The sequence below is a fragment of the Streptomyces sp. NPDC104381 genome (assembly GCF_055583745.1).
In genome coordinates this window covers 542389-565789 of the sequence record NZ_JBVJNK010000006.1, presented here as the reverse complement: position 1 = coordinate 565789, position 23401 = coordinate 542389, and the positions used below count along the sequence as shown (strand labels likewise).

At 71.0% G+C, this 23401-nt stretch carries 18 protein-coding genes and 1 riboswitch; of the genes, 7 read left to right on the top strand and 11 right to left on the bottom strand.

The genetic code is table 11. The annotated features are described in order from the left end of the window. Positions 1 to 122: 122 nt before the first annotated feature. Positions 123 to 842: an IclR family transcriptional regulator gene (locus tag ACZ607_RS23760; RefSeq protein WP_469737538.1), complete on the bottom strand. Its 720-nt coding sequence runs from the start codon at positions 840 to 842 to the stop codon at positions 123 to 125. A 109-nt stretch (positions 843 to 951) separates the two neighbouring features. On the opposite strand from ACZ607_RS23760, the gene ACZ607_RS23755 reads away from it, so the two are divergent. Further along, the gene (locus ACZ607_RS23755) at positions 952 to 1602 is read left to right on the top strand and encodes a nitroreductase family protein (protein WP_469737536.1); all 651 of its coding nucleotides are present in this window, start codon (positions 952 to 954) and stop codon (positions 1600 to 1602) included. A 270-nt stretch (positions 1603 to 1872) separates the two neighbouring features. Then, positions 1873 to 3606 carry a M23 family metallopeptidase gene (locus ACZ607_RS23750; RefSeq protein WP_469737534.1) on the top strand — a complete coding sequence of 578 codons (1734 nt, stop codon included), beginning with the start codon at positions 1873 to 1875 and terminating at the stop codon, positions 3604 to 3606. 52 nt (positions 3607 to 3658) lie between these two features. Here the strand turns inward: ACZ607_RS23750 and pcrA are convergent, their stop codons facing one another. Then, positions 3659 to 6097: a DNA helicase PcrA gene (pcrA, locus tag ACZ607_RS23745; RefSeq protein ID WP_469737532.1), complete on the bottom strand. Its 2439-nt coding sequence runs from the start codon at positions 6095 to 6097 to the stop codon at positions 3659 to 3661. Positions 6098 to 6354: 257 nt separating this feature from the next. Further along, positions 6355 to 6516, top strand: a riboswitch (cyclic di-AMP (ydaO/yuaA leader). Between pcrA and ACZ607_RS23740 the strand changes: the two genes are divergently transcribed. Next, the gene (locus ACZ607_RS23740) at positions 6515 to 7672 is read left to right on the top strand and encodes a C40 family peptidase (protein ID WP_469737530.1); all 1158 of its coding nucleotides are present in this window, start codon (positions 6515 to 6517) and stop codon (positions 7670 to 7672) included. Its footprint overlaps the riboswitch before it by 2 nt. 64 nt (positions 7673 to 7736) lie before the next feature. On the opposite strand, the gene ACZ607_RS23735 is transcribed toward ACZ607_RS23740, so the two are convergent. Then, a complete protein-coding gene (locus ACZ607_RS23735) occupies positions 7737 to 8090 on the bottom strand; it encodes a hypothetical protein (RefSeq protein WP_469737528.1) in 354 nt (117 codons plus the stop codon). Between the two features lie 355 nt (positions 8091 to 8445). On the opposite strand from ACZ607_RS23735, the gene ACZ607_RS23730 reads away from it, so the two are divergent. Next, positions 8446 to 9516 carry a C40 family peptidase gene (locus ACZ607_RS23730; RefSeq protein ID WP_469737526.1) on the top strand — a complete coding sequence of 357 codons (1071 nt, stop codon included), beginning with the start codon at positions 8446 to 8448 and terminating at the stop codon, positions 9514 to 9516. Between the two features lie 12 nt (positions 9517 to 9528). Beyond that, positions 9529 to 10284, top strand: coding sequence for a GNAT family N-acetyltransferase (locus ACZ607_RS23725; protein WP_469737525.1), 756 nt, complete (start codon positions 9529 to 9531; stop codon positions 10282 to 10284). 13 nt (positions 10285 to 10297) lie between these two features. On the opposite strand, the gene ACZ607_RS23720 is transcribed toward ACZ607_RS23725, so the two are convergent. Together ACZ607_RS23720 and ACZ607_RS23715 are read right to left on the bottom strand one after the other, a co-directional pair. Next, on the bottom strand, positions 10298 to 10993 hold the full coding sequence (locus ACZ607_RS23720) for a LuxR C-terminal-related transcriptional regulator (RefSeq protein ID WP_099173788.1): 696 nt from the start codon (positions 10991 to 10993) through the stop codon (positions 10298 to 10300). Continuing rightward, a complete protein-coding gene (locus tag ACZ607_RS23715) occupies positions 10990 to 12291 on the bottom strand; it encodes a PspC domain-containing protein (protein WP_319221129.1) in 1302 nt (433 codons plus the stop codon). The genes ACZ607_RS23720 and ACZ607_RS23715 overlap by 4 nt, the downstream gene beginning before the upstream one ends. 183 nt (positions 12292 to 12474) lie before the next feature. Here ACZ607_RS23715 and ACZ607_RS23710 point away from each other — a divergent pair, with 183 nt between their 5' ends. Next, a complete protein-coding gene (locus tag ACZ607_RS23710) occupies positions 12475 to 13809 on the top strand; it encodes a PspC domain-containing protein (RefSeq protein ID WP_469737522.1) in 1335 nt (444 codons plus the stop codon). Then, positions 13796 to 14014: a hypothetical protein gene (locus ACZ607_RS23705; RefSeq protein WP_469737520.1), complete on the top strand. Its 219-nt coding sequence runs from the start codon at positions 13796 to 13798 to the stop codon at positions 14012 to 14014. Before ACZ607_RS23710 ends, ACZ607_RS23705 begins: the two co-directional genes overlap by 14 nt. Positions 14015 to 14032: 18 nt before the next feature. Here ACZ607_RS23705 and ACZ607_RS23700 read toward each other — a convergent pair whose 3' ends face one another. The 6 genes from ACZ607_RS23700 to ACZ607_RS23675 all read right to left on the bottom strand — a co-directional run bounded on the left by ACZ607_RS23700 (position 14033) and on the right by ACZ607_RS23675 (position 23348). Then, complete coding sequence (locus tag ACZ607_RS23700; protein ID WP_469737518.1) at positions 14033 to 14539, bottom strand: hypothetical protein; 507 nt, start codon at positions 14537 to 14539, stop codon at positions 14033 to 14035. Between the two features lie 157 nt (positions 14540 to 14696). Continuing rightward, a complete protein-coding gene (locus tag ACZ607_RS23695; protein WP_469737516.1) occupies positions 14697 to 16520 on the bottom strand; it encodes an alpha/beta hydrolase in 1824 nt (607 codons plus the stop codon). Positions 16521 to 16529: 9 nt separating this feature from the next. Continuing rightward, positions 16530 to 16946: a hypothetical protein gene (locus ACZ607_RS23690; RefSeq protein ID WP_469737514.1), complete on the bottom strand. Its 417-nt coding sequence runs from the start codon at positions 16944 to 16946 to the stop codon at positions 16530 to 16532. A gap of 264 nt (positions 16947 to 17210) precedes the next feature. Further along, on the bottom strand, positions 17211 to 17720 hold the full coding sequence (locus ACZ607_RS23685) for a DoxX family protein (protein WP_469737512.1): 510 nt from the start codon (positions 17718 to 17720) through the stop codon (positions 17211 to 17213). A gap of 73 nt (positions 17721 to 17793) precedes the next feature. After that, a complete protein-coding gene (locus tag ACZ607_RS23680) occupies positions 17794 to 22971 on the bottom strand; it encodes a wHTH domain-containing protein (RefSeq protein ID WP_469737510.1) in 5178 nt (1725 codons plus the stop codon). Then, positions 22968 to 23348, bottom strand: coding sequence for a Pepco domain-containing protein (locus ACZ607_RS23675; RefSeq protein ID WP_469737508.1), 381 nt, complete (start codon positions 23346 to 23348; stop codon positions 22968 to 22970). The genes ACZ607_RS23680 and ACZ607_RS23675 overlap by 4 nt, the downstream gene beginning before the upstream one ends. Positions 23349 to 23401: the final 53 nt, after the last annotated feature.

Below are 23401 nucleotides of genomic sequence, written 5' to 3'. Positions count from 1 at the left end.
GCCCGTTCTCCCCACGCACCCGCACTTCCCACGCGCCCTTCTTCCTGCGATCCGTTCCCCTTACGCCCCGTTCTCCCTACGCCCCGTTCCTCCTACAACGGCCCGGCCTACGACGGCCCGGCCTACGACGGCTCCGCCTGCGACGACTCCGCCTGCGACGACTCCGCCTGCGACGGCGAAGGAGGCCGTACGCGCATGGCCGCCGCCCGCACCGCTGCCGCCACCCGGTCCAGGGGCACACCGGTGGGGACGGTCACGCCCAGCGCGCCGACCGTGCCCAGCGGGCCCCGCACCGGAGCGGCCACCGACACCTCCCCCAGCCGGAACTCCTCGGCACAGACCGCGAGTCCGGCCTCCCGGACCCGGGCGAGCTGGGCCGCGAGCAGCCCCGGGGAGACCACGGTGTGCCGGGTGTGCCGGGGCAGCTCAGCCGGCGGGACGGCGAGCAGCACCTTCCCGTACGCCGTGGCGTGCGGCGGTGGCCGTTCCCCGCTCACCAGGCACAGCACCCCGTCGGCCGACGGGGCGGCGAGCACCGCCAGATCGGCGTGACCACCGGTCCTGGCTCCCAGCGCCCGCAGCGCCGGGAGCGCCGCGTCGAGGAGTCCGCGCGGGCAGGGCGCCGCCGCTCCGAGTACCCGCAGCCGGAGCCCCAGCCGGTATCTGCCGTCCGCGCCCCGCTCCAGGCCGCCCCACGCCACCAGTTCCCGCACCATGCGCAACGCCGTCGGCGCCGGAAGTCCCGTGCGGGCCGCGATGTCGGTGAGCCGCAGCGCCGCCGGGCCGCCGCCCTCGAAGGCGTCCAGCACCGAGAAGAGCCGCCCCGCCACACTCTCGCCCAACTCCCGACCCCTGTCTCTCCGTTGTGCTCCGCCGAATGCCACTCGCCGGATTTCACCCAGTGGAAGCCCGGCCTTCCCGGCCCCGTCCGGGCCGTACGAGGCTCAACGCATGAACCTCGGTCTCGCTTCCGACACCCTGCTCTCCACCACCCGGGCCGTACGCCACCGGCTCGACCTCACCCGGCCGGTCCCCCGCGCGCTCCTGGAGGAGTGCGTCGACCTCGCCGTCCAGGCTCCCACCGGCCGCAACCGGCAGCGCTGGCACTTCGTCATCGTCACCGACCCCGCCCGCCGGGCCGTCCTCGCCGACCTGTGGCGTGCGGGCCTGAGTGTCCCGGAGGCCCACCAGCCGCTGCCCGCGCGGGACGTACGCCGCGCCGAGGTCGCGCCGGGCGTGATGGACCGGGTGTACACGGGCGTCGGACACCTCCACCGGCATCTGCACGAGGTGCCCGCCTATGTCATCCCCTGCGTCGAGGGACGCACCGAAGGACTCTCCGTCACCCACCAGGCCGGCACCTGGGGGTCGATCCTCCCCGCCGCGTGGAGCTTCATGCTGGCCGCCCGTGAGCGCGGCCTCGGCACCGTGTGGACGACCGGGAACCTGCCGCTGGAGCGGGAGTTCGCGGAGGCGCTCGGCATTCCGTACGCGGAGGTCATGCAGGCCGCCTTCATCCCCGTCGCGTACACCGTGGGAACCGACTTCCGCCCCGCCCGGCGGATCCCCCGCGAGCAGGTCCTGCACTGGGACGGCTGGTGACCGGACCGGCGGGCGACGCTCTCCGCGCCCGTGAACACCGCACACCTACACCCCGCACCCCCGCCGAATAGAACGTATTTCGAACATAGGACCAAGGCTGCTTCCGACGTCCACCGAAAGGCGGTCGATTGCCCGTTTCCTGGGGGGCGGAAACCCGCCGAAGATTGTCGTCCTCACCTACCGCCGGGTACAGTCGCGGCCACTGCTCACCCTGGGATCCCCCCACCGGACCCCGGAACAGGTCCTGCTGCCGAGGCGAGAGAGAAGTTGGTGAACGACCAGCACCCCCACGCCGGGTATGCCGGATACGACAGCCAGTCCACCGGCAGCTTCGACACCGACCCGCTCTTCGGGACCCTGCCGGGTCAGCACGACACCAGCCACGAGACGACGTACGGCGGCGGTTACTCCCCCGCCTACGACGCCGCCGCGTACGGCACCGGCTACAACAGCGGTTACGACAGCGGCCAGTGGGACACCGGAGCGCATCAGCAGGCCTCGTACGACGCCTACGGCGCCCAGGCCCACCCGCAGGCGCCCCAGGGCTACGACACGACCGCCGGCTGGATGCCCGAGGCCGGGGCCCCGGCCCAGCACTCCGCCCAGACCGCGGGCGCGACGGGCCAGTGGGACACCACCGGCTGGGACACCACGGGCCACACGGACCACACCGGCCAGGCGGACCACACCGGCCAGTGGGCGACGGGCGACACGGGAGCCTTCCCCACCGCCACGTTCGACAGCACGGCCTACGCCACCGGCACGTACACCGCTCCGGTCTTCGAGACCGCGGGGTACGAGAGCTACGCGACCCCCGAGACCGGCACCTACGACGCGACCGCCTGGAACACCGGCGCCACGCCCGAGAACGCCGCGTACGCCCCCGAACAGACGTCGTACACCTCGTACGAACACGGGTCCGCGCCCTTCGAGCCGTACGGGACGGCCGAGTTCGCCTCCCTCGACGGAGCCGGCTCGCACGATCTCCACGACTCCGCCGACCTCCGCGACACCTCCGACCTCCGCGACTCCGCCGATCTCCACGACTCCGTCGGCGCCCAGGACTCCTCCGGTTCCCACGACCACGCCGGGATCCCCGAGGACGGCGCCGCGCAGGCGGCCCCGTACGCCGGGAGCCATGAGGCCGACGGCGAGAACGAGCCGATGTCGGACGTGCTCGACCCCCTCGGCGACACGACCACCGTGTCCCCCTCCCTGGCGGCGTCCGCACACCCCGTGGGCCGCTCCGCCGCCCCGCGTGGCGGCCGGGGCCGGCGCCGTACTCCCGCCAAGCGTTCCGCGCTCCTCACCGTCGCCGTGCCCTCGGCCTGTGTCATGAGCGTCGCCGGGATCGCCGCAGCCTCGGTGAGCGGCGTCGGCGGGACCGAGGAGGCGAAGGACGAGACCACGTCCATGGCGGCCGCCGACACGGTCAAGCCGGCCGTGGCCAACAACAAGCTGGACACCCAGCTCGCCAACCTCAGCGCCGACGCCGAGAACTTCGCCGACCGCGCCAGCCGCACCCAGGAGCGCATCGACCTGAAGGAGCGTCAGGCCGCCGACAAGAAGAAGCGCGAGGAGGAGGCCGCTCGCCGCGAGGCGCTGCGCCCCAAGTTCATGCTGCCCGTGAAGCAGCACGGCCTCAGCGCCACCTACGGCCAGGCCGGGGTGAACTGGATGTCCGTCCACACGGGCATCGACTTCCCCGTCTCCTACGGCACCCCCGTCATGGCCGCGACCGACGGCACGGTCCGCACCCAGTGGAACAGCGCCTACGGGAACATGGCCATCGTCACTGCGGCCGACGGCACCGAGACGTGGTACTGCCACCTCAGCACCACGAAGATCCGCTCGGGCTCCGTCAAGGCCGGCGACGTCATCGCCTACTCGGGGAGCTCCGGCAACTCCACCGGCCCGCACCTGCACTTCGAGGTGCGGCCCGGCGGCGGCTCGGCGATCGACCCCATGCCCTGGCTCCGCAGCCACGGCATCGACCCGAACTGATTCCGGACCGGCCGCCACACCGGGGGAACACCCCGTGTGGCGGCCGGCCGGTTCAGAGCTTCTCGACCGGCGCGTAGCGCAGCAGGAGCTTCTTGGGCCGCTCGTCCCCGAAGTCGACCGTCGCCTTGGCCTGGTCGCCGAAGCCCTCGACCGCCGTCACCGTGCCCAGGCCGAACTGGTCGTGCGTGACCCGGTCCCCGACCACCAGCGTGACCACCGGCTTCTCCGAGGTGCGCCGGGTCGCGAACCCCGACGGCCCGGACTTCGAGCGCGACGAGGACAGCGACGACGTGATGCCGGACGTCGGTCCCGCCGAGGCGGCCATGGGCCCCTTGCGCTTCCAGTCCAGGTGCTGGTCCGGGATCTCCTCCAGGAACCGCGACGGCGGATTGTACGAGGGCTGTCCCCACGCACTCCGCATCGCCGCCCTGGTCAGATACAGGCGCTCACGGGCGCGCGTGATGCCCACGTAGGCGAGCCGGCGCTCCTCCTCCAGCTCCTTCACCTGGCCGAGCGCGCGCATGTGCGGGAAGACGCCGTCCTCCATGCCGGTCAGGAACACCACGGGGAATTCGAGGCCCTTGGCGGTGTGCAGCGTCATCAGCGTGACGACACCGGAGCCGTCCTCGTCCTCGTCCGGGATCTGGTCGGCGTCGGCGACGAGCGCGACCTTCTCCAGGAACTCGGCGAGCGTGTCGGCCCCCTCGTCCTCCGCCCGCTCCTGCTCGAATTCGAGAGCGACGGAGGCGAGCTCCTGGAGGTTCTCGATACGGGTCTCGTCCTGCGGATCGGTGGACGCCTGCAGCTCGGCGAGGTAGCCGGTCCGCTCCATGACGGCCTCGACCACGACCGCCGGCCCCGCTCCGGACTCCACGATCGTGCGGAGCTCCTCCATCAGCGTGTTGAACCGCTTCACGGCGTTCGCCGACCGGGCCGCCATCCCGTACGCCTCGTCGACGCGGCGCAGCGCCTGCGGGAACGAGATCTTCTCGCGCATCGAGAGGGCGTCGATCATGGCCTCGGCCCGGTCGCCGATGCCGCGCTTGGGCACGTTGAGGATGCGGCGCAGCGGGACCGTGTCCTCGGGGTTGGACAGCACCCGGAGGTAGGCCAGGACGTCCCTGACCTCCTTGCGCTCGTAGAAGCGCACTCCACCGACGACCTTGTAGGGCAGGCCGACGCGGATGAAGATCTCTTCGAAGACACGGGACTGGGCGTTCGTACGGTAGAAGACGGCGACGTCGCCCGCCTTCGCGTCCCCCGCGTCCGTCAGCCGGTCGATCTCGTCGGCGACGAACTGCGCCTCGTCGTGCTCGGTGTCCGCGACGTACCCGGCGATCCGGGTGCCCGTGCCCGCGTTCGTCCAGAGGTTCTTGGGGCGGCGGCTCTCGTTGCGCTCGATGACGGCGTTGGCCGCGGAGAGGATCGTCTGGGTGGAGCGGTAGTTCTGCTCCAGCATGATCGTCGTCGCGTCCGGATAGTCCTCCTCGAACTGGAGGATGTTGCGGATGGTCGCGCCGCGGAAGGCGTAGATCGACTGGTCCGCGTCACCGACGACGCACAGCTCACCGGGGGCGTCCTGCTCGCCGGCCGGGCCCACCAGCTCGCGCACCAGGGTGTACTGGGCGTGGTTGGTGTCCTGGTACTCGTCGACGAGGACGTGCCGGAAGCGCCGGCGGTAGTGCTCGGCGACATCGGGGAACGCCTGGAGCAGGTGCACCGCCGTCATGATGATGTCGTCGAAGTCCAGGGCGTTGGCCTCGCGCAGCCGCGCCTGGTAGAGCGCGTAGGCCTGGGCCAGCGTCTTCTCGAAGCCGTCGGCGGCCTGCCCGGCGAACGTCTCCTCGTCGATCAGCTCGTTCTTCAGGTTCGAGACCTTCGCCGTGAACGACTTCGGCGGGTAGCGCTTCGGGTCGAGGTCCAGATCACGGCAGACCAGCGCCATCAGCCGCTTGGAGTCGGCGGCGTCGTAGATCGAGAACGACGAGGTGAAGCCCAGCCGCTTCGACTCGCGGCGCAGGATCCGCACGCAGGCGCTGTGGAACGTCATGACCCACATGGCGTTGGCGCGCGGGCCCACGAGGCCCTCGACGCGCTCCTTCATCTCGCCGGCGGCCTTGTTGGTGAAGGTGATCGCGAGGATCTGCCCGGGGTGCACCCCGCGCTCGGCCAGGAGGTGGGCGATCCGGTGGGTGAGCACCCGGGTCTTGCCCGAACCGGCCCCGGCGACGATGAGCAGCGGGGACCCGGCGTGCACGACGGCGGCGCGCTGCTCGGTGTTCAGCCCGTCGAGCAGCGCGGCGGAGTCGATGACGGGGCGCGGGGCGCCGTCGCGGTAGTGGGCGTCGCGCGGCGGCGGAGGCGCGTCGAAGACGTCCTCGAAGAGGCCCTCCGGCACCGCCTCGGGCGCGTGCTCCTCAGGGGGCGGCGGGGGGCCGTCCTCCGCTTGCTGGAGGCCGGTCAGGAAACTGTCGTCAAAGAGGCTGCTCATCGCCTCACGAGTCTAGGCGGCCTCACTGACAGCCCGGGCCGCATCGGCGACAACGGTCCGGGACCGTGCGCGGAACGGAACGATCCACCCACGGAACGTGAGATCCCAGGGCCGCTTCCGGCCATGCGGACCTCCGCGCGGAAAAGGTCACGAAAATGTATCGGGCATATCGCACATCAACCTTCACAGGCACACCACGGGTTGGTTAGCGTGCTCCGACGGGTGCCCCGTACCCCCTTGAGGCGAACCGCGCCGCACGGGCGCCCCCGCCGAATCCGTACGCCCACGAAGGGCGCCCGGAACCGGGGACCCACACGCAGCACCGGGGTGAATCGGTCCGTCTCCACCGGACCGTAGGGCAGCCTTCCGTTCCGCCCGAACCCGACAGCTAACCCGGTAGGCGGTCCACGGAAGGAGATGCCGGCCTTGGCGTCGCATCGCAAGCCGCGCACCCGTGTGCGCACCACCACCCCCGCCGTCGGTCTCACGACCGCGGCGCTCGCCTCCGTCACCCTGCTCTCCACGCAGAGCGCCACGGCCGCCCCCGCCGAGCCCAAGCCCAGCATCGAGGAAGTACAGAAGAAGGTCGACGCCCTCTACCGGCAGGCCGGCACCGCGACGCAGCAGTACAACAAGGCGAAGAGCGCGTCGGCCGCGCAGCGCTCCAAGGTCGACGCACTGCTGGAGGCGGCGGCGAAGCGGGCGGACAAGCTCAACGAGACGCGGCGCGAGCTGGGCGGCTACGCCGCCGCGCAGTACCGCACCGGCGCGATCGCGCCGACGGCGACGTTCTTCCTCGCGGACGACCCGCAGTCGTACTTCGACCAGGACCAGCTGATGGCCCGGATGACCAGCCAGCAGCAGAAGGCGGTCGCCGACTTCCGTACGCAGCAGAAGGAGGCGGCGGCGAAGCGCGTCGAGGCGACGAAGAGCCTGGAGACGCTCACCGAGTCGCAGGCCTCGCTGCGCACCAGCAAGCAGCAGGTGCAGACGAAGCTCACCGAGGCGCGCTCGCTGCTGTCGAAGCTGACCGCCGAGGAGAAGGCGCGGCTCGCGGAGCTGGAGCGCAAGAAGGAGGCCGAGGCCAAGCGCAAGGCCGAGGAGCTGGCCCGGCAGCAGGCCGAGAAGGCGAAGGCCGAGCAGGCCGCGAAGGACGAAGCCGCGAAGGAGGGGGCCGGCTCCGGCACGGGGACCGGCTCCGGCACGGGCTCCGACAGCGGCTACGCCTCGAAGGCCGAGAAGGTCCTGGCGTTCGCCCGCGCCCAGATCGGCAAGCCGTACGTCTGGGGGGCGACGGGCCCGTCCTCGTACGACTGCTCGGGGCTCACCCAGGCCGCCTGGAAGGAGGCGGGCGTCGATCTGCCGCGGACCACCTGGGACCAGGTCGAGGTCGGCACCCGGGTGGCCACGGCCGATCTGAAGCCGGGGGACCTCGTCTTCTTCTACGACGACATCAGCCACGTCGGCATCTACAAGGGCGACGGCATGATGATCCACGCACCGAAGCCGGGCGCGAACGTCCGCGAGGAGTCGATCTACTACATGCCGATCTACGGCAGCGTGCGCCCCGCGTAACACCCGGGGAGCACCGCAGGCGGGCGGGCACCGGGGCCACGGCTCCGGTGCCCGCCCGTCCCGCTCAGGTCCAGAGCGTGGCGATGAAGATGTTGGCGACCGTCAGTCCGCCGACCGCGGCGAACGCGCCCTTGTCCACCGTCTCCTCGTCCCGCTTCACATAGACGAGCGCCAGGATCACGATCAGGACCAGCAGCTTCACGCCGATCTTGATGTTGTTCACGCTCTGGTCGTCGGCCTGGTTGAGCCCGACCAGGGCGACACCCGTGACGAGCATGGTGAGCGCGCCGTGCAGCATCGCCGGGACGAAGCGGGCCGTGCCCGCCCCCATGGCCTTCATCTGGGTCAGAAAGCCGCCCAGCAGGGAGGCGATTCCGATGATGTGCAGGGCCACGAAGACATTGATGAGTACGTCCATGGCCGCAGCCTAGCCACGGCCATATCACCACTTTCGGCCAGGTACGACTTACCGATGAGTTGAACCCGGGTCTGCACGGATTGCCGGACTCCGGTTGATTTTCCCGGTCATCCTGCGTAAGCGAAACAGCATATGAGGGCAATAGCTGTCATTACACCTCTTCCCCGTGCGCCGGGTTTAGCGTCCCTCCCAGGTGACCGGATCTGCACGACCGCCCCCGTACCGGGCGGTTCCCCGGTCGCCCCGCCAGGAATCCGGCGGCGGGCCACTCCCCCCTGTGGTGGCCCGCCGCCGGACCCCGGCGGGCCCGCGGCACCCACCGACGGGCAGTCGAACGGAAGGACGCACCACCCCCGTGGCCGCCGATCGGAAAGCCGCTCACCGCAAGCCCAAGCAGCGTCTGTTCACCGGACCTGCTGCCCGCACCGCAGCCACCCTCGCCCTCGCCGGGGCGGCGACCGCGACCGCTCTCGACGGTGCCGCCCAGGCCGACCCCCGGCTCACCCCGGCCCAGGTCGAGGCCAAGGTGGACCGGCTGTACCACGACGCCGAGGTGGCCACCGAGAAGTACAACGGCGCGAAGGAGGAGGCCGCCGCCTCCGAGAAGTCCCTCGACGCCCTGCGCGACGAGGCCGCCCGCAGGACCGAGCGCCTCAACGCCGCCCGCGACACCCTCGGCTCGTACGCCACCGCGCAGTACCGCAGCGCGGGCATCGACCCCGCCGTCCGGCTGGCGCTCTCCTCCGACCCCGACCAGTATCTGGAGCGCGCCTCCTACGAGGACCGGGCGGGCGACCGTCAGGCCGGCGCCCTCAACGGCGTACGCCGGCAGATCAGCGACATCGCCCAGCTCCGCGCCCGCGCCGAGGACGAGCTCGCGGTCCTCGCGTCCCGCCGGGCCGACCTGCGGAAGCACAAGGACGCGGTCCGCACCAAGCTCGCCGACGCCAGGAAGCTCCTGGCCACCCTCACCGCCGAGCAGCGCGCCGGCTACGAGCGCTCGGCCGACGCCGCGCACGGCGGCAGCGCCGTACGCGCCGACCGGGGCGTCCCGCGCGGTTCCGTGGCCGCCCCCAACGCCCGTGCCGCGCAGGCCGTCGACTTCGCGTACGGGGCGCTCGGCAAGCCGTACGTCTGGGGCGCCACCGGGCCGGCGTCCTTCGACTGCTCCGGCCTCACCCAGGCGGCCTGGCGCGCGGCGGGCGTCTCCCTGCCCCGTACGACGTACACCCAGATCAACGCGGGCCGGCGCGTCTCCCGCTCCGAACTCGCCCCCGGCGACCTGGTGTTCTTCTACTCCGGGGTCACCCACGTCGGGCTCTACATCGGCGGCGGCCAGATGATCCACGCCCCGCGCCCCGGCGCACCTGTCCGGATCGCGCCGATCAGCGAAATGCCTTTCGCGGGGGCGACCCGCGTCGCATAGGCTCCCGGGCCCATGGACACCGCCATCCAGAACTACGCGCGCACGCTGACCCTCCGCTCCCCGGACCACTACCGGGTCGGCCCGTTCACCGTGCGCCACAACCCGTCCTGGGAACTGAAGTTCGCCAACTACGCCATCCCCGACCAGGGCGCCGAACCCACCGCGCGGGACATCGCCGACCTGGTCGCGGCGTTCCGCGCGCACGACCGGCTGCCCAGGCTGGAGTTCCTGCCCGCCTGGGCGCCCGCCGTCGAACCGGCCCTGCTGGCCGCCGGTTTCACCGTGGAGAACCGCGCCCCCGTCCTGGCCTGCACCGCCGACGGGCTGCTCACGCCCAAGCCGGTGGACGGCCTCCGCGTCGCCGAGCCGGTCACCGACGCGGAGTTCACCTCGGCGGCGGCCGTCCAGCACACCGGCTTCGGCGGGGAGGGCGGCCCCGACGACGGCGAGATCGCCTGGCTGCGCGGGGCGACGGCGGGCGGCGGCGTCTCCGCGCTCGCCACCGTGGACGGCCGGCCCGCCGGTGCGGGCGGCTGTTCCGTCCCGGTCGACGGCATCGGCGAACTGGCCGGCCTGGCCGTCGCCGACGCCTTCCGGCGCCGGGGCGTCGGCGCCGCGCTCTCCGCCTGGCTGACCCGCACGGCCTTCGACCGCGGCTTCCACGCCGTCTGGCTGGAGCCGGGCGGTCCCGACGTCGAGCGGATCTACGCGTCCATCGGCTACCGCAGGACCGGCGAGAAGCTCAACATCTCGCTCGACCCCGCCTGAGCCCGGGCAGGGCTCAGACCAGCCGCCGCGCGGTGGCCCACCGGGTCAGCTCGTGACGGTTGGAGAGCTGGAGCTTGCGCAGCACGGCCGAGACATGGGACTCGACGGTCTTCACCGAGATGAAGAGCTGCTTGGCGATCTCCTTGTACGCGTAACCCCGGGCGATCAGCCGCAGCACCTCGCGCTCGCGCTGCGTCAGCCGGTCCAGGTCCTCGTCGACCGGCGGGGCGTCCGTCGAGGCGAACGCGTCCAGGACGAACCCGGCGAGCCTCGGCGAGAACACCGCGTCGCCCTCCTGGACCCGGAAGACCGAGTCCACGAGGTCGGTGCCGGTGATGGTCTTGGTGACATAGCCGCGGGCGCCGCCCCGGATGACACCGATGACGTCCTCGGCGGCGTCCGAGACCGACAGCGCGAGGAAGCGCACCGGGTTCTCGACGGCGCCCATCATCGGGGCGCAGCGCCGCAGCACCTCGACACCGCCGCCTCCGGGGAGGTGGACGTCGAGGAGGACGACCTCGGGACGGGTCGCGGTGATCACGGTGACCGCCTGGTCGACGTCGGCGGCCTCGCCGACCACCTCGACCCCGGTCTCCTCGGTGCGGCCGATCTCGGCCTGGACCCCGGTGCGGAACATCCGGTGGTCGTCGACGAGCACGACCCGTACCCGGCGCTCCGGGCCCCCGGTCGCTTCGGTGTTCTCGGTCATTCGCTCGCCCTCTCCATCTCCAGCTCGACTTCCGTGCCCCCGCCGGGCACCGAACGCAGCCGCGCCGTACCGCCGTTGCGCTGCATCCGGCCGATGATCGATTCTCGTACGCCCATCCTGTCGCCCGGTACGGCGTCCAGGTCGAATCCCGGCCCCCGGTCCCGTACGGAGACGAAGACCGTGCGGCCCTCGACCTCCGCGAAGACCTGGACGGCGCCGCCCTCGCCACCGTACTTGGCGGCGTTGACCATCGCCTCGCGTGCGGCCTGCATCTGTGCCGCCAGCTTCTCGTCGAGCGGGCAGTCGCCCACGACGACGACCTCCAGCGGGACCCCGTGCTTGTCCTCGACCTCGGCGGCGGCCCGCTTGACGGCCTCGGCGAGGGTCGTCGGCTCCTCGGCCTCCTCCTTGCCGGTGCCCTCCGGGTTGTACAGCCAGTTCCGCAGCTCGCGCTCCTGGGCGCGGGCGAGCCTGCGGACCTCGCCCCCGTCGTCCGCGTTGCGCTGGATCAGCGTGAGCGTGTGCAGGACGGAGTCGTGGACATGGGCGGCGACCTCGGCACGCTCCTGCGCCCGGATGCGCATCAGGCGTTCCTCGGAGAGGTCCTGTGTCATCCGTACGAGATAGGGGCCCGCGAGCAGCGCGATGCCGGCGAGTACGGCGATGGCGGCGGTCAGCGCGGTGCCGAGCTGCGCGGCGGAGCCCCGCACCACCACGAAGGCCGCGAGGCCGAGGCCGACGAGCGCGACACCGGCCAGACCCCGGGCCAGGTGCAGGACACGGCGGCGGCGGCCGACCTCGATCCAGCGGGCGCGGCGCGCGTTGTCGGCCTGGCGCCACACCAGGACCGAGCCCGCGCCTATCAGCAGCGCGGGCCAGACGTAACGGTCCGCCTCGCTGCCCATGTCGACGTTGCCGACGAACGTCACGGCCCCGACGAGCAGCGCGACCAGGGCGAACACCTGGCCCCGGTCGGGTTTGCGGAGCCTGCGGCGGCCGTCCGGTGCGGTCTCGAAGAGCGACCTCTCCACCCCGCCGGCTGCCCCGCCGACCCCGCCGACCCCGAGGGGGACGACGATCCAGAACACGGCGTACAGCAGGGCGCCCAGGCCGTCCGCGAAGAACAGCCCGAGGAAGACGAACCGGACCCAGGCGACGGGCAGTCCCAGGTGGCCGGCGAGCCCGCGCGCGACACCGCCGAGCATCCGGCCGTCCGCGCTGCGGTAGAGCTTGCGCGGGGCCGGCTCCTCCGGGTCCGGGGCGTGGGAGCTCGGGGCTCGGCTCGTGGCTGCTGGCATGCACCGATCGTCACACGTCCCGGCGGGTCGTGGCATCAGGGTCTGCCCGGACTCGACCCTGAGGAGGGGACGCCCGGGCGGGGTGGACCCGCCGGGCTCCGAGGAGCCCCGAGACGCAATATCAGGGATCGGCCAGGGTCGTCACGGGCCCCACGAGGGCGTACGGGCCGTCACCATGGACCCATGACCGTTCCCCAGGACGCCTCCCCCGGCGTCACGCCACCCCCCGAGCCGGCACCGCGGCTGCAACGGAGCCCGCGGCAGAAAGTGGTGGCCGGGGTGTGCGGCGGGCTCGGCCGGTACTGCGACGTGGACCCGGTGATCTTCCGTATCGTGCTCGGCGTCCTCGCGGTGACGGGCGGCATCGGACTCATCTTCTACGGCTTCGCCTGGCTGCTGCTCCCGGTGGAGGGCGAGGAGGAGAACGAGGCGCGCCGGCTGCTGTCGGGCCGCGTCGAGGGCGCCTCGCTGGTCGCGCTGCTGCTGGCCCTGGTGGGGTGCGGGCTGCTGCTGTCGATGCTGCACAACGGCGGGATGCTGGCCTTCGCCGCGATGCTGTCGCTGACGGTGATCGGTTTCTCGGTCTGGACCCAGCACCGCAGGACGGCCCCGCCCGAGGACACCCCGGGCGCCCCGCCGCACGCCCCGAGAAGCACGGCGCACACCGTCGGCCACGGGGCGCCGCCCGAGGTGAAGGCACCGCCGACGCCCGGCGGCCCGTCCTGGTGGCGCGACCCGATCGTCAAGGACGGCACGACCGGCCCGACGGGAACGGGCTATCTGTGGGGCCCCGCGAGTGCGGTGCCCGAGGCGGAGAGGCTCGGCAGGAGCGGCCCGGCACCGGACGCCCCGTACCGGCCGCCCTACCGCCCGACGGGCACCCGGGGCCCCCGCTCGATCGGCGGCCTCGTCTTCCTGCTCGCCCTGCTCGCGGGCGGCCTGGGCACGGGTCTGAGCTGGGGCTCCCATCCGCTGGGCACCAGCCTGCAGATCGGGCTGGCCGCCGCCCTCGGGGTGTTCGGCCTCGGCCTGCTGGTGGCCTCGCTCCTCGGCCGGACCGGCTTCGGCACGATCCTGCTGGCCATGATCACGGCGGGGCTGCTGGCGGGCGCCTCCGCCGTCCCCGGAGACATCGGCACCGACTGGGTCCGCAAGGAGTGGCGCCCGGCGTCGGTGGCCGCGGTCCAGCCGGAGTACAGACTGAACACCGGCGTCGCCAAGCTCGACCTCTCCCGGGTCACGGTGCCCGAGGGCGAGACCCTGCGCACCCGCGTCCAGCTCGCGGCGGGACGCGCGGTCGTCGTCGTACCGGCGGGAGTGACGGTGGAGGTGGACGCGGAGGCGGGCCTCGGCGACATCCAACTCCCGTCCGACCGGCGCAAGGACGTGGACGTCGCCCCCGACCGGCACACCCGGCAGACCATCGGCCCCGCCGGGAACAGCAAGCCCGCCGGCACCCTGGAGCTGGGCATGGGAATCGGCATCGGACAACTGGAGGTCATCCGTGCTGCGTCATGAGTTCCGCCCGGGCCGCGCGGTGGCCGGCCTGACCATGCTGACCCTGGCGGCCGGCTACGCGGCGGACGCGGCGGGCGCGTGGCACGTCCCGTGGACGTTCTCCGCCCCGGTCTTCCTCGGCGGCCTCTGGCTGGCGGCCACGGTGACCTGGGTGAACTACCGGCTGCGGCGACGGCGGCAGGGCCGGGAGGTCCCGGCGCCTTGACCACCGCCGGTGGGCGCATCAGTAATGGTCGACGGTCCGCCCATCGGGAATCTGATAGCAAGCAGCTACCACCTGGATACTCAGGCTTGGCGGATCATCCTTGCTGTACCCCACGATCCAGACACTCGCCTTCTTGGAGTCGTTGTCCGCAACAAGATTGAGGTTCTTGTTAGGACTGTTGTCCAGGTAGGAGTCCTTTAGCACCCAACCACTCGTGGAAAGCCTCTCCTTGAGGTTCGACAGGGCCACATCCTGGTCGGACGCGGAGTCCGGTTTGAAGTTCCACGGGTGATAGACCTGGAAGTACGTGGCCGGGTCCTCACCCTCGCACTCCCTGACTCCGGGCCCCGGTTCCGAAGCCCTGCCGGGAACACCGGCAAAGTCGTGGATCTGGCTGGAAATCTCTTTCACGGAAGCGACCACCTCGTCGGTGGTGGCGACACCCCCCAAGAGGATCCCGGAGGCTGACTTCTCGGAGATACCGCCCTTGGTGCCGGAGGCGTCGATGGGTCGGTCGTCAGCCATGTCACATCCGCCGAGAAGGAGTCCGGTAAAGAGGAGAGCCAAAGCGGAGCCGCTCGGGCAGCGCCAACGAGAGGCCGGGTGAAATACACGGGACATCAAGGTCCGAATCTTTCTCGACGGAGTGCATTCATCACTTCGATTGCAACGGCGCAGCCGACTATGGGGCAGCGGTAACATTACCGTGCCTCCCGATGACGACCAGTGCCTGATTCTTCAATGCAGTCGTTCCTCTGTTCCAGTATTCGCTGTGGCCTTCGGATCCCGTGGTGGCGCCGGGTCCGCTTCCTTCAGGGCGAGTATTCATCTGGTTCGCTCCAAATTCCTTGTCACTCGGCAGAAGGAACGTGCCACCGCCGAGCTTCCACTGGCTGCCGCCATGCCCCCAGCGGCCGATTTCCGGAACGGCGTCGCCGTCCGCCTCCTCGTTCCAGACGTGTCCTTTGGATACGTCCATCTCCTCGGCCGAACCGACCTTGACCCCAGGACTGCCGGCAAAGATCACGTCGTCCGCGCGCAGATCACCGGTCTCCGCCGCGGCCCCGATCAGAGTCGTGCCGTACGAATGCCCGATGGCCGTCCGATGCGGCTCGCCCGGTCCGCTGTGCGAGATATCGAGGCCGTCCACGAACTGCCGGTACGCGGGCGCACCGTCGTAGGCGTAGTGCTCGAAGGGCGAGTCCGTGGCAATGTTCTGCGGGGCGTCGTAACCGAGCCAGGTGATGGTGGAGACCGAAACATCGGGAGCCTCTGAACTCGCTTGCCGCCACAGCTCGGTCATCCGGTTGATGTCACCCCCGGCTCCTCCCAGGTTCGCCGTCGTACCCGGCACGTACACGGCCTGGTGCTGTGACGTGTCGGGATCGCCGTTGGCGATGATCGCCCGGCCGTTCCCCTCCGGACTGAAGCCGAGGAGATACGCCTCGGGCAGCCCTTCCTTCCCGGTGTCCGCGAAGCGGGTCTCGATCGCCTCCATGCCGTGGAGCGAGGCGGTGAGGTGCCGGTACTCGTCGCCGTACTTCCGGTCCCAGTCCATCCATGCGTCGGTGTGGACCCTGGACGCCCGGCCTCCTGCGCTGATCCACGTCCACTCCTCGGCGGGCGGTTCAGGGATCGCGCCCAGCCGGATCCCGTACTCGGCCTTCTTCTCCGCGAGCACGATCCGGTTGGCCTCGTCCCTGGCCTCGGCGGGCAGGCCGTCCAGGCCGCCGATGAGCTCGGGCCGGGTGGAGAGGTACGCCCCACGCTCTTCCGGGGTGAGTCCCTTCCACCACTCGGCATTCTGCTGGGGAGTGCCGTCTTGCGGTGGCCCGCCGATGGAGTCCAGATACCCCCTGCCCGCGTCCAGCACCCCGCGCATGTCCGACTGGGTGTCCAGCAAGTCCTGGCTGGACACGGTGAGATCGTCGTCCGCCCTCAGGGCCCGGATTCTGGGCGCCCACGTCGTATCGGCCTCCGCCGCCTCCTTGAGGGCGGCGGCGATGCGATCCGCGATGGCAAGGGCCTCGGCATGGTGGGGGTTGGGGTCGATGAAGGCTGACTGACGCCCGACGGCCCGAGCCGTGGGGTCGGTCAGCCCGCCGATCGTGCCGCCCTTCAGCAGCGGCCCGGCGCCGCTCTTCGGCTGTGCTTCGGGATAGGTGACGCTGCCGTCGGGGTTCACCGTGACCTTCAGCGCCTCCGCATCGTCCAGCGCGGCCAGAAGCTTCCTCCGGGCGGCGCCCATGTCGTGGGCGAAGCCGTTGAGCGCGGTGCTGATCAGGCCGCATTCGATCTGCGTGTAGTGGAAATCGGCCGAGAGCCGGCCAAGTTCCTCGGCAGCCGCGTCAAGGGCCAAGCCGTTCAAGGACTTCCGCATGCCGGCCGCCACGACGTTGTCGACGTGGTCCTTGGCCGCACCGGCCATGTCGCTGGTCGCCCGGTACCCGTCAGCTGCTCGCTCGAACGCGGCGGGTTTCAGCGCTCTGAGCGTGGTGAGATCCATGCCGCTGCGTCACCGCCCCGCATGCTGTCCACCCACAGCGGGCGTGTCGGCGTACTGGGCTTCCAAGGCGGCGAACGAGGCCCTGACACCTTCATCGGTCGTGAAGAGGTCGCGCCCGGCCTTCTCCAGCAGCTTTCCCACACTGTCGCAGCGCCCGCTCACCGCCGTGACGTAGCGCATCCAGGAGTCGTACACCTCCCTCTGCGCCCCCGAGGACAGGCACCCCACCCCGCGGCCGAGCCCGCCCTGCCCGTCCTCCAGCTGCCCCAGGGCCTTGCCGATGCCTTCACGCAGACCGCCGACACCCGCTCCGGCCTTGTTCCAGGCCCGCTGAACGGTCTTCAGGCCACCGGACTGCCCGGCCCCCTCACCTCCCGGCTGCGGCCCCGCGCCCTGCTTCAGCTGTTCCCATTCGTCCCACGCCACGCGCGCCCCCTCCCCGTGACCCGGACCACACCCGGGCGAGTACCCCTCCAACTGCCTGGCGGCCCGAGAGGTTGCTGCCGCGGACGGGATGAGGCTGCGGGTTGACGCGGAACGACGGAAGCGCCGTACTCACTCCCTCTGGGCCCGAGGGCGCATCTGACGCGCCGTGCCGCACAGCACGTTCAGCTTCTGGCCGGTTCCTGCGGCCCGGACTGTACGGAGTTCGGCACATCCACCGCCTGGGACGGCACGCCCTTTCGCGCCTCAGAGCCCCCTGCGGCGCCGCCGCCCCCTCATGGCGTCCAGGGACCAGTAAGGCGCCCCCGCCAGCAGCAGCGGCAGCCAGGCCATGAGGTAGACGAGGTCGTTGCCGTAGTAGTACGGGGTGCTCTGCCAGCTCACCGTCAGCCACAGGCTCAGTGAGATCAGCGCCCCGCCGAGTGCCGCGACGCGTGCCCAGAGGCCGGCCAGGGTGCCGAGGCCGACGAGGAGTTCACCGATCGCGATGGCGTAGCCGAAGCCCTCGGGGCTCTTCAGGGCCAGGTCGACGAGGCCCGGGATCGCCGCGCTGTCACGTACGGCGTTCATCATCTCGCCGATCGAGCCCGACCCGCTCGCGGACAGGAAGGCGCTGTCGGTCAGCTTGTCGAGCCCCGCGTAGACGAAGGTGACGCCGAGGAAGATCCGCAGGGGCAGGAGCGCGTACTCCCGTGCCCGGTCCCGGAGACTCCTCGGCTCGTCCAGACCGTACGAACCGCCCCTGTACCCGTGCATCACTGCCCCACTTTCCGTTGGCCCGTCAACCAGACGATACGCACGCGGGGAACGCTCTGCTCACCCCGGTAAGTCAGGGCCGACCGGCCGCCTTGGGGACGCGGTCCCACGCGTCCCGCACCATCTGTGCGACGGGTGGGATCACGTAGCCGAGCGCGTGCATCCGGTCGGCGACATCGTTGACGTCGGTGGCGAGCCGGTGGGCCGTGACCAGGAGGTGCTCGAGGCCGACGGGTTCCTCCAGCGGGAGCCAGTCGTTGTCCACGAACCCGTTCTCGCACAGGATCAGCAGGTCCTCCGGGGCCGGAAGCTCGTCCGGATAGGGGTGGTCGTCGAGGACGAATCCGGCGGCGCGCAACCGGTCCGCGACATCCCGGGCCGTCAGATCGTTCTCGTCCGCCGTGATCATCACATACGCGGCCGGGACCGGCTCGCGGCGGAAGAGGGCGCCCACGTTCCAGGTCCTCGTTCTGAACAGGCCATGGTCCCGACCGGCCGTGGCTTCGGATCTCCCGGCGCGACCATCGTCCTCCTCCACGGGGCGTGAGATGCGCGCGCCCAGCTGGAGCAGCCTCTCCCGTGCCGTTTCGGTGGCCCACTTCAGCGTGCGTGCGGCACGCACCACGTGGACGGTGCTCACGACCTCCGACAGGTCGACCCAGGGGCTCCTGCCGTCCGTGCGCAGGCTCAGGAGGGTCAGGTCTTCCTCCTCCGGGCCCGAGGAGAGCGTTTCATCGGGTTCAGTGACTCGAAGCCCCCACTGTCGGAGCCGTGCCACCGTGTCCGGCACAGTCCAACCGTGATCCTGCGCGGCGGTGTACACACATCCGACCGGTACGTCGGCCCCGGTCAGCTGTGGCTTGTACGGCACCCATGGTGCGATGAGTGCGCGTTCCTCCGCCGGACCCGGAAGCGGTGGCAGGGGGTCGGGCAGCGGAGCGCACCGCATGCCGAGTTCCTCCAGCCGGGCGGCGACCCGGGAAAGCGGCAGTTCCCGCAGGCTCGCGACGTACACCATATGTGCCAGCGGGACCGTGTCCCGGGGATCGAGCGCTGTGTCGTCAACCCCGGCCCCGGTGAAAGGCCTGATGCGCTTGAGCATGGCCAATTCGTCCCGGTCCACGTCCATCGCGCCGTCGTCACAGGGCACGTCGACACCCAGTGACCGCAGTCGCTGTGCCGTCTGGACCGGCGTCGCGCGACTGCGCCGGGCCAGCGCGAAAAGGTCGGGCAACGGCACCGGAGCATCCAGGTCTATACACCGTCCGCCGGTGCGTAGCGGGGTGGTCAGCAGCTCCGCATGGTCCGGCGCCGGGCCGTCCGGGGGCAGCTCGGCAGGCAGCGTGTGGCCCAGGGCTTCCAGCTGAAGTGCCACGTTGCCTGTCGAATCAGTGAGAGCGTGCGCGGCGGCGAACACATGTGTGGCGGTAAGCGGCTCGCCGGGTGTCTCGGCCGGCTGGAGCCCATCTCGCTGTATCGCGCTCAGGACGTTCCGGTCGCGCAAGGAGATGAACCCGGGGTAAACACCGAGCCGTTCGAGTTCCGCTCGGACCTCCCTGGGACTCGAACCTGTTCGGCTCGCCGCCTCCACGATGTGCTGCGTGTCGGCGATCCCGTTCACATAGGGCCCCCACTCGTTCCCCCGCGCGCTGAGCAGGGTGCGCGCCCGCTTGGCGGGGGCCGAATCGGGGTCGAGGAGCATGGAGCACCGGGAGATGTCGTATCCGCGAGCCCTGAGGAACCTGACCGCCTTCGACGGAGTTGTGGGGGACTGCTCGCACGCCCTCAGGACGGTGGCTGCGGTGACCGCCTCTCCGGCACTCAGCCACGGCCGGTCCCCGTCACCCTCCCTGCTCAGCAGGGTCAGAATCTCGCCCCTCGGCATCTCCTCGACGTCCGGCCGACGAGGAACGGACACGGGGAGGCCCAAGCCCGCCAGCCGGTCCACCACCACGGTGAGGAGTTCGTTGAGCTGCTCCGCGTACCGAAGCGCGTCGGCGAGGTACGTCCCCTGGTCCCAGCTGCCATCCGAATCCGCGCCCCCCAGCAGGACGGTGTCCGACGGGAGGGCCCATGCCGGTTCTGTCGTCAGCAGGTCGGCCGGGCACGCCTCGCCGAGCGCGCGGGCGACGTCCTCGGGAAAGTGGGCGTAGTAGCGCCAGAGCGCCAGATGGGGCGGGAGCCGGTCCTGCCGCTGCCGCTCCCCTCCGTCGTACTCCGTACTCCTGATCGCCGGCGGCCGGACGCGGTCCCAGTTCGCCCGCAGGTCGCTGTCGGCGGGGAAGTAACCGGTACGGCCGACCCTCGAGGTACCGCCGTCCTCCTCGGTGAGCGGGGCGTCGCAGGCGACGAGCCCTTCGACCACCGCATCGGCGATCCTCGGCTCCTTGCGCGAGGTCCGTTGCAGCCAGTCCACCGTGAGCACTTCGCTGCCCGCCAGCGAACGCGCGGCCTGCTTGAGCCTGCTGCGGACCGGTTCGAAGACGTCGTCCAGGATCTCGCTGCGGTCCACCTTCAGTCTCGGCACGAAACCCCGCGCGTTGAACTTCGTGCTGACCGGTCCCTGAAGGTTGACCACCGCACCGGCCACCTCCATGCGCCCGACCGCCTTGCGGTCCCGGTCGGATTCCGCGCCCGGCTGGTACCAGTTCGCGCGCGTGGCGATGCCGTCGACCAGCAGTGCGCCTCCCTGCGCGCACCAGTACACGTGCCCGTCCGGATCGGGGGCGACGGGCTCCGTCGCGTCGATGGTCAGCCCGTCGACGGTGTCGGGGCGGCTGCGGTAGTCACCCGGTTCCCAGGTCTCCGGGTCGGCACCGTCCATGCCCGACGCCGTGGTGCGGAACCGGGTCACGCCGAGCACCGCGCGCAGCGCGCGCACGCAGCTGACGTCATCGGGGACGTCGCCCCGGAGGTACCACCGCACCAGGGTGCCGCAGGAGTCACCGAGAAAACTGATCTCCTCCGGATGGTCGCGCACTTGGAACAGGTGGTCGGGGCCGCCGATCCACACGCTCAGCGCCGCGCCCGCCGGCGCGTCCTTCTTCAGGAACTTGCGGGTGACGACCTCGACCTCGTCGGCCAGCATGAAGTAGCTGAGCACTCCGATCCCAAAACGGCTGTTCTCCCGGAACCGGATCTTCTGCGACTCCCACTTCCTCCTCTCCTCCATGAACGGCGAGAGGTGGGACAGCCGGGCACCCCCCTGCGCAAAGGCGTGGACCAGTTCCTCCCGGCCCATGCCGGAACCGTTGTCCACGCACTGCAGGTACCTGCGTTGCCCGGTCCTCCCCTGGGTGATCTCGATCCGGCCTTCCCAGTCAGGCTTCCCCGGACGGCTCTGGAGGGTCTCCCGGGCCAGCCGCACCTCGCACGCGTCCATGGCGTTCTGGTAGAGCTCCCGCACCGCGAGGGTGCGCGAACCGTAGAGCTGCTCCCCGATCAGCAGCTCACGCACCCGGGGACCGTCGAGGCCGAACCTGGTGACCAGGGAAAGGAACTTCTCCTTGTTGCCGACCTTCGCCGGTGTCACCTCGTCCGCTGAAGCACGGCTCGGCAGGGAGGCGAGTTCCTCGGGCACGGACATCTGCGCGCCGATCAGACCGTCGAGAAAGGCGACGCGTTCCTGAAAGGCGACCATCACCGCCTGGTGCCCGCACTCGGCCCGCAGCCGCATGGTGCGGTCGGTGATCTCCCAGCCGGCCAGGGCGATGTCGCGCCGCACCTGGGCGAGGCCGACGCGTTCGCGCCCTCCGCTGTTCTCCACCAGTACCTGAGGCAGCTCCGCCAGGTCGAGTGCCATGATCTGGGCAGCGGACAGCAGGTAGCCGATCAGTTGCTGGCGTAGCGGGATCCTGACGCCGTCGCGCGTGCTGGGCGGCTCGGCCAGTACCCCCGCGCCCTCCCTCATGGAACGAAACAGCCACGCCACGAAGTCGATGTGGAGCACGGCGGACAGTCGCTCGGTGCCGGCCACGGTCTCCAGAAAGGACTGCAGTTTGGTGTCCTCGGCACCGCTGCTGTCACGGACCTCCGACTGGTGCACCACCCAGCCCTGTGCCACCCTCCTGTCGCGCTCGCTGCGGCGCGGATCGGTCTCCCGGTCCGTCTGCTGGTCCAACCGCGGGTAGCGCTCCCACGCGGCCTTCAGTTGGGGCGCCTGGACCCGGCCCGGCCTCATGAACCGCTGGGCGTCCACGGCACAGGTGACTCGGAACCCGTGGTACAGCGCGGGCGCCAGGGCCAGGACGGCGGCCTCCTCGGGGGTGAAGCGCACCTCGGCGGGCAGCCGGCCCAGCAGTTGCAGCAACCGTGCGGCAACGCGGGCCCCGGATTCCCAGTCCAGCCAGAGATCGTCGAGCAGCTCGGGCCGATAGGTGTCGAGCAGGGCGGTCAGTTCCCGGTCCACGTGATCTGCCTGTTCCCGCAGCTCCGTGGTGTCCGAACCCTTGTGCGCGTATGTCCACACGCCCGCACCGCACGGCGTGGGCTGCGCGGTCCGGGCGGCCGGGGGCAGGAACTCGAATCGGTCCCCGCCCTCCTCGCCGCTGAGGCGAGCTTCCTGACCGGGCCCCGCGGAGTGCGCCCGCAGTTCACGCATCGCCTCGTCCAGCAGCCCACGCAGCCGGAACGTGGACAGCGGCGCCTGTGCGTCGGCGAGTACGTCGCGCAGCGCACGCGTGAACAGGCTGTAACCCGCCCTTTCCTCCGCCACGAATGCGGCAGTGGTCCTGGGGGCGCACGCGAACAGGTAGCTCAAGAACTCGCTGTCGGGCGGTGTGGTGTAGGGGGGTTCGAGCGGGTGGCCGCTGTCAGGTACCAGCCGGTCCCTGCAGGCGTCCACGACGAAGAGCGCTCGCTCGGCGCGGCTGTCCGCCACCCGTTTGGGCCATCCCTCGTCGAGGGAGACGTTGGTGGACCGGAGCTCGTCGTACCGGTACGGATCGACCGAGGAATCGTACGCGGCGAACCAGTGGTGCCCGTCGTACTGGAAGCCGTGGCCGCTCAGATAGACCAGCAGGTGCTCACCGGCCCGCGCGTCTTCGATGAAGTCGGTTATTCGGCGCCGTAGTTCGAGCGCCTGGAACCTTTCGCAGCCGCTCGTCCCGTCGATGTCGTAACCGCACTCCTTCAGGGACTCGCACGTCTCCTCGTACTCACCCTGGAGGTAGCCCAGATCGGGCCACTCGTCCGCCTCGTAGGCCGGTACGAACAGCAGCAGCGCCCGGTACCGGACGGAGCCGCCCGTCACGTCGCGTCGGTGTCGCCGCCGCGGGCACCGAACACCAGCGTGATGCCGCCCTTCGCCTCGACCTCGCTCGTACCGATGAGCCGGATGCCGCCCTTCGCCGAGATCTCGAAGGAGACCTGGACCTCACGCAGGGGGAAGGCCGACGTCTCGGCGGCGATCCCGTCGAACAGACCGCGCAGGGTCGCCACGGTGTTCTCCAGGCTGTCACGGAGCCGCTCTGCGGGGATGTGCGCCACCTGCAGATCGGCGGGCCCCCGGCCTCGCCGCCGCAGACCCTTCGTACCCGTGCCGCCCGGCTCGTCGTCCTCGTCCACACCGACGAGGACCTCGAGGCCCGTGACGGAGACCGCGCCCTGTTCGTACTGCCGTGCCACCACGTCACCCTCCCCACCAGGGCGGCCCCCCGCCCGACCGTTCACGATCGTAGCGA